The organism is Xanthomonas sp. NCPPB 2933 (assembly GCF_056725225.1).
This window is the reverse complement of sequence record NZ_CM161518.1, coordinates 2,816,293-2,833,368: the sequence shown is the minus strand read 5'-3', so window position 1 is coordinate 2,833,368 and position 17,076 is coordinate 2,816,293. Positions and strand designations below refer to the sequence as shown.

15 protein-coding genes are annotated in these 17,076 nt (G+C 64.0%); 9 read left to right on the top strand and 6 right to left on the bottom strand.

The window, feature by feature from the left end:
• Positions 1-40: 40 nt before the first annotated feature.
• The 4 genes from nirB to cobA all read left to right on the top strand — a co-directional run bounded on the left by nirB (position 41) and on the right by cobA (position 6,429).
• Positions 41-2,458, top strand: coding sequence for a nitrite reductase large subunit NirB (gene nirB, locus AC1PLU_RS11515; RefSeq protein WP_481108515.1), 2,418 nt, complete (start codon positions 41-43; stop codon positions 2,456-2,458).
• Positions 2,455-2,820: a nitrite reductase small subunit NirD gene (nirD, locus tag AC1PLU_RS11510; RefSeq protein ID WP_074057492.1), complete on the top strand. Its 366-nt coding sequence runs from the start codon at positions 2,455-2,457 to the stop codon at positions 2,818-2,820. The genes nirB and nirD overlap by 4 nt, the downstream gene beginning before the upstream one ends.
• A complete protein-coding gene (locus AC1PLU_RS11505; RefSeq protein WP_481106293.1) occupies positions 2,817-5,615 on the top strand; it encodes a nitrate reductase in 2,799 nt (932 codons plus the stop codon). Before nirD ends, AC1PLU_RS11505 begins: the two co-directional genes overlap by 4 nt.
• A 67-nt stretch (positions 5,616-5,682) precedes the next feature.
• The gene (gene cobA, locus AC1PLU_RS11500) at positions 5,683-6,429 is read left to right on the top strand and encodes a uroporphyrinogen-III C-methyltransferase (protein ID WP_481093445.1); all 747 of its coding nucleotides are present in this window, start codon (positions 5,683-5,685) and stop codon (positions 6,427-6,429) included.
• 61 nt (positions 6,430-6,490) lie between these two features.
• Here cobA and AC1PLU_RS11495 read toward each other — a convergent pair whose 3' ends face one another.
• From AC1PLU_RS11495 to AC1PLU_RS11470, 6 genes are read right to left on the bottom strand one after another with little or no spacing between them, the layout of a single operon-like run.
• Entirely contained in the window at positions 6,491-7,534 is a 1,044-nt protein-coding gene (locus tag AC1PLU_RS11495; protein ID WP_481093199.1) for an acyltransferase family protein, read from the bottom strand.
• Positions 7,535-7,578: 44 nt separating this feature from the next.
• Entirely contained in the window at positions 7,579-8,880 is a 1,302-nt protein-coding gene (locus tag AC1PLU_RS11490; RefSeq protein ID WP_481106292.1) for an NAD(P)H-dependent oxidoreductase, read from the bottom strand.
• Positions 8,877-9,458: a dTDP-4-dehydrorhamnose 3,5-epimerase gene (rfbC, locus tag AC1PLU_RS11485; RefSeq protein WP_104551943.1), complete on the bottom strand. Its 582-nt coding sequence runs from the start codon at positions 9,456-9,458 to the stop codon at positions 8,877-8,879. The genes AC1PLU_RS11490 and rfbC overlap by 4 nt, the downstream gene beginning before the upstream one ends.
• Positions 9,455-10,504 carry an NAD-dependent epimerase/dehydratase family protein gene (locus tag AC1PLU_RS11480; RefSeq protein ID WP_481093201.1) on the bottom strand — a complete coding sequence of 350 codons (1,050 nt, stop codon included), beginning with the start codon at positions 10,502-10,504 and terminating at the stop codon, positions 9,455-9,457. Before AC1PLU_RS11480 ends, rfbC begins: the two co-directional genes overlap by 4 nt.
• Positions 10,505-10,508: 4 nt before the next feature.
• Positions 10,509-11,282, bottom strand: coding sequence for a glucose-1-phosphate cytidylyltransferase (gene rfbF / locus AC1PLU_RS11475; protein WP_006451332.1), 774 nt, complete (start codon positions 11,280-11,282; stop codon positions 10,509-10,511).
• Between the two features lie 56 nt (positions 11,283-11,338).
• A complete protein-coding gene (locus tag AC1PLU_RS11470; RefSeq protein WP_481106291.1) occupies positions 11,339-12,523 on the bottom strand; it encodes a glycosyltransferase family protein in 1,185 nt (394 codons plus the stop codon).
• Between the two features lie 240 nt (positions 12,524-12,763).
• Here AC1PLU_RS11470 and AC1PLU_RS11465 point away from each other — a divergent pair, with 240 nt between their 5' ends.
• The 5 genes from AC1PLU_RS11465 to AC1PLU_RS11445 all read left to right on the top strand — a co-directional run bounded on the left by AC1PLU_RS11465 (position 12,764) and on the right by AC1PLU_RS11445 (position 17,074).
• Entirely contained in the window at positions 12,764-13,939 is a 1,176-nt protein-coding gene (locus tag AC1PLU_RS11465; RefSeq protein WP_481106290.1) for an NAD(P)/FAD-dependent oxidoreductase, read from the top strand.
• A gap of 150 nt (positions 13,940-14,089) precedes the next feature.
• Entirely contained in the window at positions 14,090-14,347 is a 258-nt protein-coding gene (locus AC1PLU_RS11460) for a KGG domain-containing protein (protein ID WP_023904015.1), read from the top strand.
• 483 nt (positions 14,348-14,830) lie between these two features.
• Positions 14,831-15,340, top strand: coding sequence for a ferritin-like domain-containing protein (locus AC1PLU_RS11455; protein WP_104551946.1), 510 nt, complete (start codon positions 14,831-14,833; stop codon positions 15,338-15,340).
• Positions 15,341-15,515: 175 nt separating this feature from the next.
• On the top strand, positions 15,516-16,436 hold the full coding sequence (locus AC1PLU_RS11450; protein ID WP_481106289.1) for a M14 family metallopeptidase: 921 nt from the start codon (positions 15,516-15,518) through the stop codon (positions 16,434-16,436).
• Between the two features lie 47 nt (positions 16,437-16,483).
• Positions 16,484-17,074: a DUF1349 domain-containing protein gene (locus AC1PLU_RS11445; protein ID WP_481106288.1), complete on the top strand. Its 591-nt coding sequence runs from the start codon at positions 16,484-16,486 to the stop codon at positions 17,072-17,074.
• Positions 17,075-17,076 lie beyond the last annotated feature (2 nt).

Genomic DNA, 17,076 nt, shown 5'->3' with positions numbered 1-17,076 from the left:
GGCAATGAAGCAACCCAGACTTGTCGTCATCGGCAATGGCATGGCCGGCATCCGCACCGTGGAGGAACTGCTCAAGCTGATGCCGGGCATGTACCAGATCACCGTGTTCGGCGCCGAGCCGCATCCCAACTACAACCGCATTCTGTTGTCGCCGGTGTTAGCCGGCGAGCAGGAGTTCGACGATATCGTGCTCAATCCGTTGCAGTGGTATCAGGACAACGGCATCCACCTGCACTTGAACAAGGAAGTCACGCGCATCGATCGGGTACGTCGCCGCGTGATTGCCGCCGATGGCACCGAGGCCGAATACGACCGCTTGTTGATCGCCACCGGTTCGGTGCCGTTCGTGTTGCCGATTCCCGGTAACGACTTGAAGGGTGTGATCGGATACCGCGATATCCAGGACACGCGCACGATGATCGCTACCGCGCGCACCAAGCAGCACGCGGTGGTGATCGGTGGCGGCTTGCTCGGTCTGGAAGCGGCCAATGGGTTGAAAGTGCGCGGGATGGACGTGACCGTGGTGCACCTGGCCGGTTGGTTGCTGGAGCGTCAGCTCGACCCGGTGGCTGGTGGTTTGTTGCAGCAGGCGCTGCGTGCACGCGCGCTGGAGTTCAAGCTCAGTACTGCGACCAGTGCGCTGCTGGGCAATGCGCAGGGCGACGTGATCGGCGTGAGGTTCGCCGATGGCAGCGAGATCCCCGCCGATCTGGTGGTGATGGCAGCGGGTATCCGCCCAAACACGCGGCTGGCCGAAGAGGCCGGCATCCATTGCTCACGCGGCATCGTGGTCAACGACAGTCTGCAGAGCTTCGACCCACGCGTGTACGCGGTGGGCGAGTGCGCGAACCATCGCGGCATCGCGTACGGCCTGGTGGCGCCGTTGTTCGAGCAGGCCAAGGTGTGCGCGAATCATCTGGCGCAGTTCGGTATCGGTATCTATCGCGGTTCGGTGGCGTCGACCAAGCTCAAGGTCACCGGGATCGATCTGTTTTCGGCAGGCGATTTCATGGGTGGCGATGGCTGCGAGGAGATCGTGCTGTCCGACCCGGCTGGCGGGGTCTACAAGAAACTGGTGATCCGCGACGACGTGCTGGTCGGCGCATGCCTGTACGGCGACACCAGCGATGGAGGCTGGTATTTCAAGTTGCTCAAGGACGGCACGCCGATCCAGGCGCAGCGCGATCAATTGATCTTCGGCGAAAGCGCGTTGGGCGATGCCGGTACGGGCGGGCAGGATCGTGCCAGTGCGATGGCCGACAGCGACGAGGTCTGCGGCTGCAATGGCGTGTGCAAGGGCACGATTGTCAAGGCTATCAGCGAGCAAGGCCTGTTCACTGTCGATGACGTCAAGAAGAACACCAAGGCGGCGAGTTCGTGCGGGTCGTGTACCGGGCTGGTCGAGCAGATCCTGATGAACTGCCTGGGCTCCAACTTCCAGGAAACCCCGAAAACCAAGGCGGTTTGCGCATGTACGGACCTGAGCCATGGCGAGGTGCGGCATGCCATTCGCGAACACAAACTACTGACCCATGCGCAGGCCTACGCGTTCATGGAATGGCGCACGCCCAACGGTTGCGCCACCTGCCGGCCGGCGATCAACTACTACATGTTGTCGACCTGGCCGCATGAGGCGATCGACGACCCGCAATCGCGGTTCATCAACGAGCGGGCGCACGCCAACATTCAAAAAGACGGCACCTTCTCGGTGATTCCGCAGATGAAGGGCGGAGTGACCAATGCCAGCGAGCTGCGCCGCATTGCCGATGTTGCCGACAAATATGCGGTGCCGATGGTCAAGGTGACCGGCGGCCAGCGCATCGATCTGCTCGGGGTCAAGAAGGAAGATCTGGTGGATGTGTGGCGCGATCTGGGCATGCAGTCCGGGCATGCGTATGGCAAGTCGATCCGCACGGTGAAGACCTGCGTGGGCAGCGAGTTCTGCCGCTTCGGCACCCAGAACAGCACGCAGATGGGCATCGATCTGGAAACCATGCTGGCCAATATGTGGAGCCCGCACAAGGTGAAGCTGGCGGTGTCCGGTTGCCCGCGCAACTGCGCCGAATCCGGCATCAAGGACGTGGGCATCATCGCGGTGGACTCGGGCTGGGAGCTGCATATCGGTGGCAATGGCGGCATCAAGACCGAAGTGGCGCGCTTTCTGGTCAAGGTGACCACCGCCGATGAAGTGCGCGAGTACACCGGCGCGTTCTTGCAGCTGTATCGCGAGCAGGCGTACTACCTGGATCGCACCGTGCACTACATCGCACGCGTGGGGCTGGACTATATCCGCGCGCAAGTGGTCGATGACGCGGCCAACCGGCGTGCGCTGTACGAGCGGCTGCTGTATTCGCTGGAAGGCCTGATCGACCCGTGGAAAGCGCGTATCGCCGGCGAGCGGCGACAGGAATACCAACCGCTGCGCATTGCCGCGCCGGCCGCAACGGTGGAGGAATGAGCATGCAGGAGACCACCTGGATTCGCGTCTGTGCGTTGCAGGAGCTGCCTGCATTGGGTGCGCGCGTGCTCGATATTGACGGCATTCCGCCGATTGCCTTGTTCCGCACCGCCAGCGATCAGGTGTTCGCGCTGCGCGACCGTTGCCCGCATAAGGGCGGGCCGTTGTCGCAGGGCATCGTGGCCGGCGAAACCGTGACTTGCCCATTGCATGGCTGGGCGATTGCATTGCAAAGCGGCCAGGCCTGCGCACCGGATGTGGGCTGCGCGCCGCGTTACCCGGTCAAGGTGGAAGCCGACGCGGTATGGATCGTGTTGCAGCCGGTGTCGCAACCCGACGCAATCGCCGAGCCAGCCGCATGAGCGAAGGTCTGCAGCCCGCATCAAGCGGCGAGGCGGTGCAGCCGCACATGTCCTCGCCAATGCATCGCATCACACGTTCGACCTGCTGCTACTGCGGCGTTGGCTGCGGGGTACTGATCCACAGCGAACACGATACCAATGGCGAGCGCATCGTCGGGATCGAGGGCGACCCGCTGCATCCGGCCAATCATGGGCGCTTGTGCAGCAAGGGCCTGGCCTTGCCGCAGACCGTCGCCAGTACGCAGGGGCGCGTGCTTGAACCCGAGCTGCGTCGTCATCGGCAGGCGTCACGTGCGGCGGTGAGCTGGGATCAAGCGTTGAGCCACGTTACCAACAAGCTGGAGGCGATCGTCGAAGAGCACGGCCCGGATGCGGTGTCGTTTTATCTCTCCGGGCAATTGCTGACCGAGGACTATTACGTCTTCAACAAGCTCGCCAAGGGCCTGCTTGGCACCAACAATATCGATACCAATTCGCGCCTGTGCATGTCCAGCGCGGTCACCGGTTACAAGCTCGCCCTGGGCGCCGATGGCCCGCCGACCTGTTACGAGGATCTGGAGCTGGCCCAGACGGTGCTGTTTGCCGGCAGCAACATGGCGTATGCGCATCCGGTGCTGTTTCGCCGGTTGGAAGCTGCGCGCGCACGCAATCCCGAAATTCGCTGGATCGTGATCGATCCGCGTCGCACCGACACCGCGGCCATGGCCGACCTGCACCTAGCGATCGAGCCCGGGACCGACGTCGCACTGTTCAACGGCATGCTGCATCACCTGATCTGGGAGGGTCTGGTGGATGCGCGTTTCGTCGCGGTGCATACCGAGGATTTCGACGCCCTCAAGCACATGCTGCGCGAATACACACCGCGCATGAGCGCCGAGATCTGCGGTATCTCGCATGAGGACCTGGTGCAGGCGGCTGAGTGGTTCGGGCGCAGTCCGGCGGCGTTGTCGCTGTATTGCATGGGCTTGAATCAATCCGCGCATGGCACCGACAAGAATCTGGCCTTGATCAACCTGCATCTGGCGACGGGGCAGATCGGCAAGCCTGGCGCCGGACCGTTTTCGCTGACCGGCCAACCCAATGCAATGGGTGGGCGCGAGGTCGGCGGCATGGCGACGATGCTGGCGGCGCATCGCGAGATCGGCAATGCCGACGACCGTGCGGAACTGGAACGCCTGTGGAACTTGCCTGCCGGCCGTCTGAGCGCCACTGCAGGCACGCCCGCGGTGCAGTTGTTCGAGCGCCTGCGTGCCGGCACGTTGAAGGCAGTGTGGATCGTGTGCACCAACCCCGTGCATTCGATGCCGGAGGTGGAGGGCATCCGCGCCGCACTGGAACAGGCCGAGCTGGTGATCGTGCAGGACGCGTTTTCCGGCACCGACACCGTGCCCTATGCCGATGTGCTGCTGCCGGCGGCCAGCTGGGGCGAGAAGGACGGCACCGTGACCAACTCCGAGCGCCGCATCACCCGCGTGCGCAAGGCGGTGGAGGCGCCGGGCCAGGCACGTGCGGACTGGTGGATCGCGCGCGAAGTGGCACGCCGGCTCGAAGCGCGTCTTGCACCTGCCAGCGGCGCAGGCTTGTTTGCGTCCGACAGCACCGCGCAGATCTTCGACGAGCATCGTGCGCTGACGGTGGGCCGCGATCTGGATATCGGCGGGCTGGATTACGCGATGCTGGATTGCGGGCCGCAGCAATGGCCGTTTCCTGCCGGTGCCTCGCACGGGCAGGTGCGGCGCTATACCGATGGCGTGTTCGCCACCAGCAACGGACGCGCGCGCTTCCACGCCACGCCGTATCGCAAGGTTGCCGAGCCGACCTCGGCGCGGTTTCCGATGCGGCTGCTGACCGGCCGCCTGCGCGATCAGTGGCACGGCATGTCGCGCAGTGGGCGTGTGCCTGCGGCGTTTGCGCATAGCCCGGAACCGGCGTTGCGCATGCATCCGGACGACGCGACGCGACGCGGTCTGGTCGCGGGCGAACTGGTGCAGATTGCGAGCAAGCGCGGCGCGCTGGTGCTGCCGCTGGAACTCTCAGACGAACTGCGCTCGGGCACCGTGTTCGCCGCGATGCATTGGAGTGGGCAGAGCCTGTCCAGTGGCGGCATCAATGAAGTGAGCAGCCCGGCGGTGGATGCGCGCTCGCAGCAGCCCGAGCTCAAGCACGCAGCGGTGCGCGTGGAGAAGGCCGTGTTCGGCTGGCATCTGCTCGCGGCCCGGCGCGGTAATGCGTTGGCCTTGCAACAGACGCTGCAGCCGCTGTTGCGCGACTGCGGCTATGCATCGCTGCGGCTGCATGCCGAGCCGCTGGCGGAGGCGGGCGGGAACTGGGCGGTGTTGCATGCCGCCTGCGAACGCGCACCGGAGGCGCAATGGATCGATCGCCTGGTCGCCGCCTTGCAGCTGCCGTCCGGCGCGGACGTACTGGAATACCGCGACCTGCGCCGCGGCCTGATGCGCCGCGTTGGCTGGCGCATGCAGGACGGTCACAGCCATATCGATGGCTTGCTGCTCACTGCCGCGCAGCCCAGCGAGGCCAATCACGCCTTGCTTGCCACCGCATTGGCAGGCAACGCGTGGCGTGGTCCGCGACTGGCAGTGTTTGCGCAGACGCAACGCGCGCCTAGCGACCCGATCGTGTGCACCTGCATGCAGGTGTCGACGTCTGCGATTCATGCCGCCATCGACGACGGCGCCGATCTGGATCAGCTCAAACAACGCCTGGGCTGCGGCAGCGTCTGCGGTTCCTGCGTTCCGCAACTCACCCGGCTATGCCGGCAACCACGGCTCGCCTGAGCGCACGTCCTTACCTTCACACACTGCGAGATCTCTCATGTCCGTCATTGTTTCCTGCGCGCGCGATGTGGTGTTGTTGTCTGCCGGCCCCGGCGATCTGGAACTGCTCACGATCAAGGCGGTCAAGGCGCTTGCTGCCGCGCAAGTGGTGTTGCTGGACGATCTGGCCAACCCGGACATCGTCGAACTCGCACCGCAGGCGCGGGTGATCCGGGTCGGCAAGCGCGGTGGTTGTAGATCGACGCCGCAAGACTTCATCTGCCGGCTGATGCGGCGCTACGCCTTGCAGGGCTTGCGCGTGGTGCGCGTCAAAGGTGGCGATGCACTCCTGTTCGGTCGAGCAGGGGAGGAAATCAGCTTCCTGCGCCGCGCCGGGGTGGGTGTGCAGATCATCAACGGCGTCAGTGCCGCATTCGCCGCCGCCTCCGCGCTGGAAGTGTCGTTGACCCACCGCAGCCATTGCCACGGCATCACCTTCGTCACCGCGCATACGCACGATCACGGCGAGCCGAATTGGGGCGCACTTGCTGCCAGCGGCACGACGCTGGGGATCTACATGGGGCTGCGGCGCGCCGATGCATTGGCCAGTGCCTTGCTCGCGCATCTGCCCGCAAGCACGCCGGCCGCGATCGTGCAGGCCGCCACACGTCCCGAGCAGCAACGCCGGCTCACCACATTGGGCGAGCTTGGAAGCACCGCTGCGGCACTGCTGCCGGGTTTGCCGACATTGCTGCTGGTGGGCACTGCGTTATCCGAGGCGGCAGCGCAGTGCGACGATCGTTTCGGCGTGATGTTGGAGCAGGCGGTGGGCTGAGCGCGATTTCAAAACGGGGGTCTGCAACGTTGTGTGCGCCGCTTCATCGCGAAAAAGATGCTCACTGCACAACGCGACGTGCCAACAGGCGACGCGCATGCCGCAATGCGATGCGCTCGCAACACAGGTGATAGACCACGCCGAGCAGTAGCGCAGCGCTCACGCTGAGCAGCAGGTTCACCGGCCAGGTGGCCAGCGGCCCGAGTCGGCGTGTGGTGCGCGCCACCAGCGACATCAGCGGCATATGCACCAGGTAGATGGCGTACGACGCATTGCCGAGCAACAGCAGGGTCGGGCCGATGCGCAGCCAGCCGCGCCATTCGGCCCGCACCAGGCCGACCAATACGCCGGCGATCGCCAGGCCGAGCAGCGGCGAATGCACGCGTTGCATGCCATCGAGCACGAAGCACATCAACGCGACGACCGCGACAGCACTGCTGACCCAGACAGTCCATGGTGCAGTGCTCAGCACCGCGCGCGCGGCCAGCATGCCGAAGACGAATTCCAGGGTGATGGGATGCAGCAGCAGTGCACGCCAGGACAGATCGACCGGCTGTGCAAACGGTGCGCCAACTGCCGCGTAAAGCAACGTCACGCTCGCCCAGAGTGCCGCGCAGCGCAACGGATGCCCGCTGCGAAAGAACAACCACGCCAGCGCGTAGAACATCAGCTCGTAACTCAGCGTCCACGCCACGCCCAGGGCGGAGGCTCCATCGACCGGCAGCAGGGTCAGCGTGGCAAACCACGACCAACCCATGTCGCCATCATCCAGGCTGGGCCGCAGCGTGTACGCCAGCGCCAACACAACCCCCACCGGCCAATACGGCAGATAGATGCGGCTGATGCGGCTGCCGGCATAGTCGCGGCTCCAGCCTAGCGTGCCCGCGCTGGCGTGGTTGACGTAGTAGATGATGAAGCCCGACAGCACGAAGAAAAAATCCACGCCCAGATAGCCATGCGCCAATGCCGCAGCCAGCCATGCGGGTAACGGCTGCACCAGGTGCGTGGTGGGCAGGACGCTGTGGCTGAGTACCACCATCATCGCGGCCAGCGCACGCCCGGCCTGCAGGATGCGGATGGTGGGACGGGCAGGCAGCGCTGCCATCGGCTGCGATATCGGCACGCGGACGCAGGCCGATGTCTCTGCGCTCAGGCAGCCATTTCCGCAGCGTCGGCAAAGACGCTGGCCTGTTCCGCACGTAGCCGGTCGATCAGGCGGTTGGCCGGCAACTGCACGTCGTCGTAGGTCAGCACCTGGTCCTTGGCCACCGCATGCCGCAGCACGCAGCCTTCGGCCACGCCCATCGGCAGCAGCCGTGCGTTTGCGGTGCTATCGGCGCGCTCGCATTGGCCGTAGCTCATGTAGCCGCCGAGCCCGTCGATGGTTTCGCCGGTGGCCAGGTCGCGTTTGGCGGTGGCGATCACTTCCACCAGCGGCGCACCCAATGGTTGCAGCACCGCATCGCCGAGCAGCACCACGCGCGCCACCGACAACGGCACCTCGAAATGGCAAAGGTGATACGGCGTGTAGAAGCTGTACAGCGGGCCTTCGCCGAGCTTGTAGAGATTGAGGTAGTGCTGCTGTTTGGCATCGTCGTGACTGGCCAGCACGAACACGCCGGGCGAGGGCAGGGCGCCCACCACGTAATCCACCGCGCCGCCCACTGCACGTAACGCCTCGATGTCGTAGCGCGTGGTCAATGCGTCCACATGCCCGCGATGCTCATAGCCGGTCATGCCGCGCTGCAGGATCGACATGCCGGTGCCGTTGGCCACGATCGCCTGTTCAAAGCTGATCTTGGTGCCATCGGCAAAACTGGTGACCATATGCGGGTCCTGGCCCCACTTCGCGGCGAAACCGGCTTGTGTCGCCGGTGTGCGATACGGGTCCTGCAAGCCTTTGATATTGCCGCACAGCAGCGGCGTCAAACCGATCGAGCGCACGAACCGATACAGGTTCATCTGCACGCCGGGCTGGTCGCCATCGCAGGCGCTGAAGATCACTCCGGCCGCATCGGCCTTGCGCTTGAGCAGCGGGCCGACGGTACCGTCGAGCTCGGCGTTCATCGTGACCATGTGGCGGCCATGGGCGATGGCGCCCAGGCTGATGTGCGCGCCGTACTCGATGGCGCCGGTGGCATCGATCAGGCAATCCAGTGCGTCGCATTCGTAGACCAATGCAGGGTCATCGGTCACTGCAGGAATGCCGGCAGCGATCTGGCGCTTCAATTCGGTGGCGCTATCGACCACACGAGCATGCTGGCCGGCCTGGCGATACGCCTCCAGCGCCTTGTCCACGCTGCGGTTGCAGATCACCGACACCCGCATGCCCGGCACCGAGTGCGCGATCTGGTTGACGATGCCGCGTGCCATGAAGCCTGCCCCGTACAGGCCAACCCGCAATGGGCGACCTGCGTCGGCGCGTGCCTGCAAGAGACGATCGATATTCATGCGCGCTCCTTCTGGGTAAGCCCGGCAAGCTGCGCAATGCCGTGCTGGTGTTCGTTGAAGTCTGGCCAGGCGGCATCCTTGTCGGACACCAGCTGCGGCTCGAGCGGCCACTGCAGGCCCAGACGTGGATCGTTCCAGCGCAAGCCGCGCTCGGCCTGCGGCGTGTACATCGCACTGGCGAAGTAGAAGGCTTCGGTCTGCGGCTGCAAGGTGATGAAGCCATGTGCAAAGCCGCGCGGCACATACAGCGCCAGACGATTGTCCGCAGTCAATTCGGTGCCGTACCACTGCAGGTAGGTGCGCGAATCCGGGCGCAGATCCACGATCGCATCCCATAGCCCACCGCGAATGCAGCGCACGATCTTGACCTCGGCGGCAGGCGGCAATTGGTAGTGCATGCCGCGCAAGGTGCCGGCCTGCGCGTTGAACGAGTTGTTGACCTGCACGAACTGATCGACCAGGCCGGCCTGCGCCATTTCCTGTGTGCAAAACACCCTTGCAAACCAACCGCGCGCATCGCCGCGTTGCTGCGGCTCGATCACAAACGCGCCTGCCAGCGGAGTAGGGTGAAAGATCATGCAGCCACCCTCAGATCCGCTGCGAGGATGCCGGCATCGACCAACTGCTGCAGGATGCGCAGCCGGATGAAGTCCGAGCTCTGGCGGAAGTCGCCATCGGTGAAGCCGGCGCGCTGCAGATCGTCGCGGAGTTCGGTGATGGTGGAGCGCAGGGTTTCCTGCGGTTGATGCTCGGGGGCTAGCCGTTCGAACAGGGAAAAATCCACACGATACGAGCGGCTGTCGGCCGGCGCGTTGCTGGAGATCGACACCTTCGCGCTGGGAATCGCCACACCGACCGCATGCGCCAAATCGCGTACCTGTACATTCCAGCGTGCCGAGCCGGCATTGACGAACAGAAACTGCCCACCGGCCAGCGGTGTGCGGCTCAATGCCCAGTCGATGGCGCGCGCCATATCGCGCACATGGATCAACGGTCGCCACGGCGAGCCATCCGACAGTACCTCTACGGTGCCGTTGGCCACGGCGCTGGCGACGAAATCGTTGAGCACCAGGTCCAGCCGCAGGCGTGGCGAGGCGCCGCAGGCAGTGGCAAAACGCAGGCAGGTGATCACCATGTCGGTGTCCAGCTGCGCAAGCGCACGTTCGGTATCGATCTTGGAATGCGCATACGCGGTCAGCGGGGCGATGGCGCTGGTTTCCGAGCGCGGCGTGCCATCGGCGGCTGCCCCATACACGCTGCAGCTGGAGGCGAACACGAAGTGGCGCACGCCGGCCTGTGCGGCGGCATGTGCCACGGCAACGCTCGCCTTGCAGTTGATCGCGTCGGTGACCAGCTCGAAGCGCTTGCCCATCGCATCGTTGGAGATCGCCGCCAGGTGCACCACCGCGTCGAAACCCTGCAGTTGCTGCGCGGTGAGGTCGCGCACATCGCCGAACCACTGTTGGTCCAGCACCACTTCCGGCAGGCGGCGCGGGTCGGACAGGCAATGCGCGAACCAGCCGCGATCCAGCCCCACCAACCAGGCCTGCGGATAGCGTTGTCGCAAATGGGCGGCCACTACCGGCCCGATATAGCCCATGTTGCCGGTGATCAGAATGCGCATGCTGTTACTCCCACACGCGCCACGGCGCGCGATTGGACGACCAGAGGGTTTCGAGATGATTGCGGTCGCGCAGTGTGTCCATCGGCTGCCAGAACCCGTCGTGGCGATAGACGCTCAACTCGTCGCGGTCGACCAGCGTTTCCAGCGGGCTGTTTTCCCACACGGTGGCATCGTCTTCGATCACATCGATCACGCGTGGGTCCAGCACGAAAAAACCGCCGTTGATCAAACCGTCGCCATCCAGCGGTTTTTCGCGGAAGCCGGTGACGTGTTCGCCTTCCACCCGCAACGCGCCGAAGCGGCCGGGCGGTTGCACGGCAGTGACCGTGGCAAGCCGGCCTTCGCGTTGATGCAGCGCGATGGCTGCGCCGATATCCACATCGGCCACGCCATCGCCGTAGGTCATGCAGAACGCCGATTCGCCGCGCAGATGCTCGCGCACGCGGCGCAGCCGGCCGCCGGTCATGGTCTGCGCACCGGTGTCCACCAGCGTCACCCGCCAGGGTTCGGCGCGGGTGTTATGCAAGGTGGTCGTATTGCTGCCGAGGTCGCAGGTCACATCCGATTCGCGCATGTGATAGTTCATGAAAAAATCCTTGATCACTTCGCCGCGGTACCCCAGACACACGACGAAATCCTGGATGCCGTGGTGCGCGTAGATTTTCATGATGTGCCACAGGATCGGTTTGCCGCCGATTTCCACCATGGGCTTGGGGCGGATGGCGGTTTCTTCGGAAATGCGCGTTCCCAGTCCGCCAGCCAGAATGACTGCTTTCATTGATACGTCCTTTGGGGCTGGAGCCTTGCGTGATGCCGGAGCACTGCGATGCAACGTTATGCGGTCATGCTCAGCACGGGTGCCGGGGAGCAGGCAGCGTGTTCGGCCATGGCCGCCAGGTTGTCGAGCATGGAAAAACGCTCGGCCATCAACGCCGGGCGAGGCAGCTGCAGCGTCTGCAGAATCTGCGCCCACCGGTGCGCCCAATCGTGCCGGCGTAGCGATTGCACGGTGTTGTGCAGGCGTGCGCGATCCAGCCGCTCGCTCTGCTGTTCCAGATCGTGCAGAAACTGGCCGATGTCGCGGACGTCTGACGGCAGATCGATGACCGCATCGTCCCAATCGAAGAACTGCCGGAATTCCGGGCAGCCCTGCGCAGAACCCAGCACGATCGCGCCGCCTGCGGCACCTTCGAAATAGCGCGTGGCCAAGGCCTGTTTTTTCACGCCCTTGAAGAAGCCTGCCGTGTCGACAGTGAAGTCGTGGGCCATGAAGAACTTGGCGCGCTTGATCATGGCGCTCGATTGCAGGCGGTGTGCAGCCCAGTCCTGCACCGCACCGCCGCGTAGCACGTCGTGCAGATAGAAAAATCCTGGGTTGGCCTGTGCATGCGCCAGCAATTGCGCATGCACCTGCGGCACGCGCCGGCCAATGCTGACCACATCGATGCAGCGCTGTGGGGCACGCGGCAGTGGGGTTGCCAACAAGGTGTCGCACGCGCTGGCCAGAAACGACACCGGTGTGCTGGTGTAAGCACGCAGCGCATCCACGCAGCTGGCATTGAGCACGAAGACATGATCGAACTGATCGAGCAGTTTCAATTCGGTCTTTTGCGATTCCAGCAGCTCAGGCCAGGTTTCCAGCAGGTACACCACACGCGTGCGGCAGCGCTTGCGCCAGCCGTCCATGCGTCCGAGCGCGCTCAGCTCTCTGGGGAACTGGCACACGTAAAAAAACAGGTCGTAGTCCTGCTCGACGTTGCGTGGCTGTGCATTGGAGAGGGCAGGCCGCCCGCTCAACCGATGCAGCGCAGAGGCGCCGCGATGCTTCAGTTCGTTGAGCAGATACGACACACCCGGATTGACCCCGCGCCCGCTGGTGTACTCCGCTGCGGGCGGGCACAGCAGGTCTGCATGTTCCAGGCTGCCGATGACATTGAGCAAGGCATAGGCCTGCCCGTTGAAGGCCTCTGGCCAGGCCTGGTAATTGGAGGCCAGCAGGACCGAGCGCGTTGCGTCCATCGATACTCCTTCGGTGATCGCACCTGCCAACCGGCCGCGACTGCTTTTACTCGGGTGGGTAAAACAACGCACGCCCCAAACCAGGGCCAGGAAAACGTTCGTCGCCTCGCATCACTGTGCGGCTCAACATAACCCGACCTAAATATAAGAGCAGATAGTGAGAAAAGAGTGATACCGGTCGCGACAATCCTGTGCGCTATGGTATAGGTCCGCTGAGTTGCTGATGGTTTGAGGCCGAACATGCACGACGTTGAATGTGTGGTGGTGGGCGCAGGCGTGGTGGGGCTGGCGATTGCGCGTCACCTCGCACTGCAGGGGCATGCGGTGTTGGTACTGGAATCGCAGGCCGCGATCGGCACTGGCAGCAGTGCGCGCAATAGTGAGGTGATCCACGCAGGTCTCTACTACCCGGCCGGGTCGTTGAAGGCACAGTTGTGCGTCAGCGGCAACACCGTGTTGTATGCCTATTGCGAGCGACGTCACGTGCCGTATCGGCGTTGCGGCAAATTGATCATTGCGTGTGATCACGCGCAACGCGAACAACTCGACCGGCTGCATCACAACGCGGTGACCAGTGGGGCGCACGGTGTTGTGCCGCTCAGTCAGGCGCAGGTGCGGGAGCGCGCGCCGCAGCTGCGTTGCGTTGCCGCTCTGGAGTCCACCGCCACCGGCATCATCGACAGCCTTGCATTGATGCTGGCATTGCAGGGCGATGCCGAAGCGCACGGCGCCACCGTGGCGCTGCGCACGAGGGTGGAACACGTCGAGCCAAGTGCAGCGGGATTCCGTCTTTCGATTGCAGGTGACGGCCATGCGCCGGTGTCGCTCACCTGCAACTGGCTGGTGAATGCGGCCGGCCATGGCGCGCCACCCCTGGCTGCCCGCACCGATGGTTTGCCCGCGCGTGCACAGGTGCGGGCCTACTTCGCCAAGGGCAGCTACTTCACGTTGGCCGGCCGCTCACCGTTTGGTCAATTGATCTATCCGCTGCCCGAACCTGGCGGCCTGGGCGTGCATCTCACCCTGGACCTGCACGGGCGTGCACGCTTCGGCCCTGATGTGGAGTGGGTAAGTGCGCCCGATTACCGCTGCGAGCCAACGCGGGCAGACAGCTTTGTTGCGGCGATACGGCGTTACTGGCCTGGCTTGCCGGAGGGCGCATTGCAGCCTGGCTATTGCGGCGTACGGCCGAAGATCAGCGGGCCCGGTGAGGCGGCCGCCGATTTTCGTATCGATGGGCCAGGCCTGCACGGCATCGCCGGGCTGGTGAATCTGTTCGGCATCGAATCGCCGGGCTTGACCTGCTGCCTGAGCATCGCGGCGCACGTGGCCGCGTTGCTGGAAGATCGCCCATTGCAGGCCAGCACTGGTAGCGCTACCCACGCATCACCGCAAGCGGCAGCCACGTCCTGCTGACAGGAGTGCAAGATTTGCACAGCGAGCGCAGCCGTTTTTTCCGACACCCCATGCACGTACACCGTGTGGCCTGCGTTTGCGGGTTGGCACGATTGTTGCGTTGGCCCCATTACCCAATGGCGTACCAACGAAGCATCGAGAGGAGGCACAGTGGAAGACGGACAGAACGTTACTCGTAGCCGGCGCGGCTTTGCCGCATTGGATCCTGAAAAGCGCCGCGTGTTGGCCAGCAGCGGTGGAAAAGCCGCCCACGCCAGCGGCAATGCACATGAATTCACCAGCGACGAAGCACGTGAAGCGGGTCGCAAGGGCGGCCAGGCAGTCAGCCGCGACCGCGATCATATGTCGCGTATCGGCAGCAAGGGTGGCCGTTCCAAGCAGGCCAAGCCGCAGGAAGAAGCAGTCTAAATCCGCCGTTCGGCGCGCCGATGGCGTGCCGGTGCGGGTTGCAGCACGACAGGCTCTGCGTCAGCTGGATGCAGGGCCTGTTACGTTTTGGGAAGGCACTTCGCGATGTCATTCTAGGTCTGCAGGCACAAACGATTGCAGCACACCGTCGCTTGAGGTCGCCTGATGGCGATTGGATTGCAAAGGTGTGGTCTTGAACCTGTTGGTGCGCAATGCATCGGCAGGGGTGAGGAAAATTTTGCACACCTTGTGCGGCGCTGCTATCGATTGCAGGGAAATTCTTCACCCTCCCTGTCGCACCTCTCACAGTGTCTGCAGGATTTGCAGAGCTGGCCAGACCCCTGATTCTCTCGTCCCGGCCAATTCGCTGGGTCGTGATGTCAATTACATGTGGACGTCCCACTGCGCGCTCACCTGGTGCAGCCGTGTCTTTCATGCGGTGCGCGCCACGCTGGAGTCCTCGCACACAACAGGAGATGTCGCATGGCCGAACCCCAAGAAAATTTGATGGACTGGTTGCGCGATGCGCATGCCATGGAGCAGCAGGCCGAGCAGATGCTCAAGGCCCAGGCGGCGCGCATCGAGCATTATCCCCAGCTCAAGGCACGTCTCGAGCAGCACCTGGAAGAGACGCTGGGCCAGCAGCGCCTGGTCGATTCCTGTATCGAGCGCCTTGGCGGTGCGCCGTCGGTGATCAAGGACACCATGGGCAAGATGGCCGCGTTCGGCCAGGCCATGGGCGGCATGACCACCTCCGACGAAATCGTCAAGGGTGCGATGGCCGGCTATGTGTTCGAGAATCTGGAGATCGCCACCTATACCGCGTTGCTGGGTGCAGCCAGGACGGTAGGCGATGTGCAGACCCAGCGCGTGTGCGAGCAGATACTGGAGCAGGAACATGCAATGGCCGACTGGCTGCTGGACTATCTGCCGCAGCTGACCGAAGAATTCCTGGTGCGGGATGCAACCCCGGGCGTCATTGCGAAGAAGTGAGCCGCAACGCGGGCCGCCGCGCCGTGGACTGGTAAACACAAAAGGCCCTGCGATGCAGGGCCTTTGTTGTTCCGAGACAGGCTTGGATGCGGCAGCATGCGCGATCTGGCACTGCCATGGACCGGCTTCTTCGCAACGCTTACCCTTGTCGGTCTTTCGACAAACGGTTGCAGTGATGACAGAGCACACGGCTTATCCGATCGGCAGTGCAGGGCACCCCTGGGGTGAGGCAGAGCGCAGTGCATGGCGTGCACGCCAGCTGCGCCAGCGCAGTTATGCCGACGATGTCGTGCAGCCCATCAAGCGCATGGATGCGCGCTTTGAACGCGTGCACTACGCAACGATCGGCGCGGCAACCGAACACTATCGGTTGATCGCACTGCGCACTGCCGACTGGGACCCTGCGCTGCCGTGTGCACTGGTCACCGGCGGTGTGCATGGTTACGAAACCAGTGGCGTGCAGGGCGCACTGCAGTTCCTGCAGCAACGCGCCGGCCACTACGCGGGCCGGATCAACCTGCTGGTGGCACCCTGTATCAATCCGTGGGGGTATGAGCGCATCCAGCGCTGGAATGCCGACGCAATCGATCCGAATCGTTCCTTTCGCCAGGACAGCCCTGCAGCAGAATCGGCCGCGTTGATGCAGCTACTCGCCGCACTGCCTGGTCAGATGCACGTGCATATCGATCTGCACGAAACCACCGACAGCGACGAAACCGAATTCCGCCCGGCGTTGGCCGCGCGCGACGGTGTTGCGTACGTGCCGGGCACTATTCCGGATGGTTTCTATCTGGTCGGTGACAGCGAAGATCCGCAGCCGGAATTTCAGCAGGCCGTGATTGCGGCGGTGGCGCAGATCACCCACATTGCGCCTGCCGACGCGCAGGGCCAACTCATCGGCGCACCTGTGGTTGGCCATGGTGTCATCAGCTATCCGGTGCGGCGTCTGGGCTTGTGCGCCGGCGTGACGCAGGCGCGCTATTGCACCACCACCGAGGTGTATCCGGACAGCCCGCGTGCAACGCCTGCGCAATGCAATGCGGCGCAGGTGGCGGCGATCTGTGCGGCACTGGATTACGCGCTGGCACATGCGTGAAGACGCGGAGCCGGGAAAAGCAGGTCACAACGAATTCGGAGATCAGCATGCCGCATGACACGGCCTGGCACGGTGGTATCTGGCTCAATCGGCCGAAGACAGTGGAGATCGATGGCGACACCTTGGAGGTGGTGACCGACCAGGCCACCGACTTCTGGCGCCAGACCCATTACGGATTTACCCGCGATAGCGGGCATTTTCTGGGCGTCACGGCTGCAGCGGGCTTCACCGCGCAGCTGCGCGTGCGCGCTCAATACGCATCGCTCTACGACCAGGCTGGCATCATGGTGCGCCTGGACGAGCAGCGCTGGGTCAAGGCGGGCATCGAACTCAGCGACGGGCGCGCAATGCTCAGCAGCGTGCTGACCAATCCGGTGTCGGACTGGGCCACCGGTCCCTACGAAGCCGATCCGAAGGATTTCTGGATCCGCGCCACCATTGCCGAGGGTGTGTTGCGCCTGCAGGTCTCTGCCGATGGACGCAGCTGGCCGCTGATCAGGCTTTGCCCGTTCCCGGTGGCCGACGCCTATCGGGTCGGGCCGATGTGCTGCACGCCGGAGCGCGCGGGGTTGAAGGTGCGCTTCTCCGACTGGACGCTGGGTCCACCATTGGGCAAGGCGCTGCACGATCTGAGTTGAAC

Coding starts and splice junctions, on each gene's coding strand:
- AC1PLU_RS11495 (WP_481093199.1), bottom strand. CDS start 7,534: ATGGCAGCGCTGCCTGCCCGTCCCACCATCCGCATCCTGCAGGCCGGG.
- AC1PLU_RS11465 (WP_481106290.1), top strand. CDS start 12,764: ATGCACGACGTTGAATGTGTGGTGGTGGGCGCAGGCGTGGTGGGGCTG.
- nirD (WP_074057492.1), top strand. CDS start 2,455: ATGAGCATGCAGGAGACCACCTGGATTCGCGTCTGTGCGTTGCAGGAG.
- AC1PLU_RS11490 (WP_481106292.1), bottom strand. CDS start 8,880: ATGAATATCGATCGTCTCTTGCAGGCACGCGCCGACGCAGGTCGCCCA.
- AC1PLU_RS11480 (WP_481093201.1), bottom strand. CDS start 10,504: ATGCGCATTCTGATCACCGGCAACATGGGCTATATCGGGCCGGTAGTG.
- rfbC (WP_104551943.1), bottom strand. CDS start 9,458: ATGATCTTTCACCCTACTCCGCTGGCAGGCGCGTTTGTGATCGAGCCG.
- AC1PLU_RS11445 (WP_481106288.1), top strand. CDS start 16,484: ATGCCGCATGACACGGCCTGGCACGGTGGTATCTGGCTCAATCGGCCG.
- AC1PLU_RS11505 (WP_481106293.1), top strand. CDS start 2,817: ATGAGCGAAGGTCTGCAGCCCGCATCAAGCGGCGAGGCGGTGCAGCCG.
- AC1PLU_RS11470 (WP_481106291.1), bottom strand. CDS start 12,523: ATGGACGCAACGCGCTCGGTCCTGCTGGCCTCCAATTACCAGGCCTGG.
- rfbF (WP_006451332.1), bottom strand. CDS start 11,282: ATGAAAGCAGTCATTCTGGCTGGCGGACTGGGAACGCGCATTTCCGAA.
- nirB (WP_481108515.1), top strand. CDS start 41: ATGGCCGGCATCCGCACCGTGGAGGAACTGCTCAAGCTGATGCCGGGC.
- AC1PLU_RS11450 (WP_481106289.1), top strand. CDS start 15,516: ATGACAGAGCACACGGCTTATCCGATCGGCAGTGCAGGGCACCCCTGG.
- AC1PLU_RS11455 (WP_104551946.1), top strand. CDS start 14,831: ATGGCCGAACCCCAAGAAAATTTGATGGACTGGTTGCGCGATGCGCAT.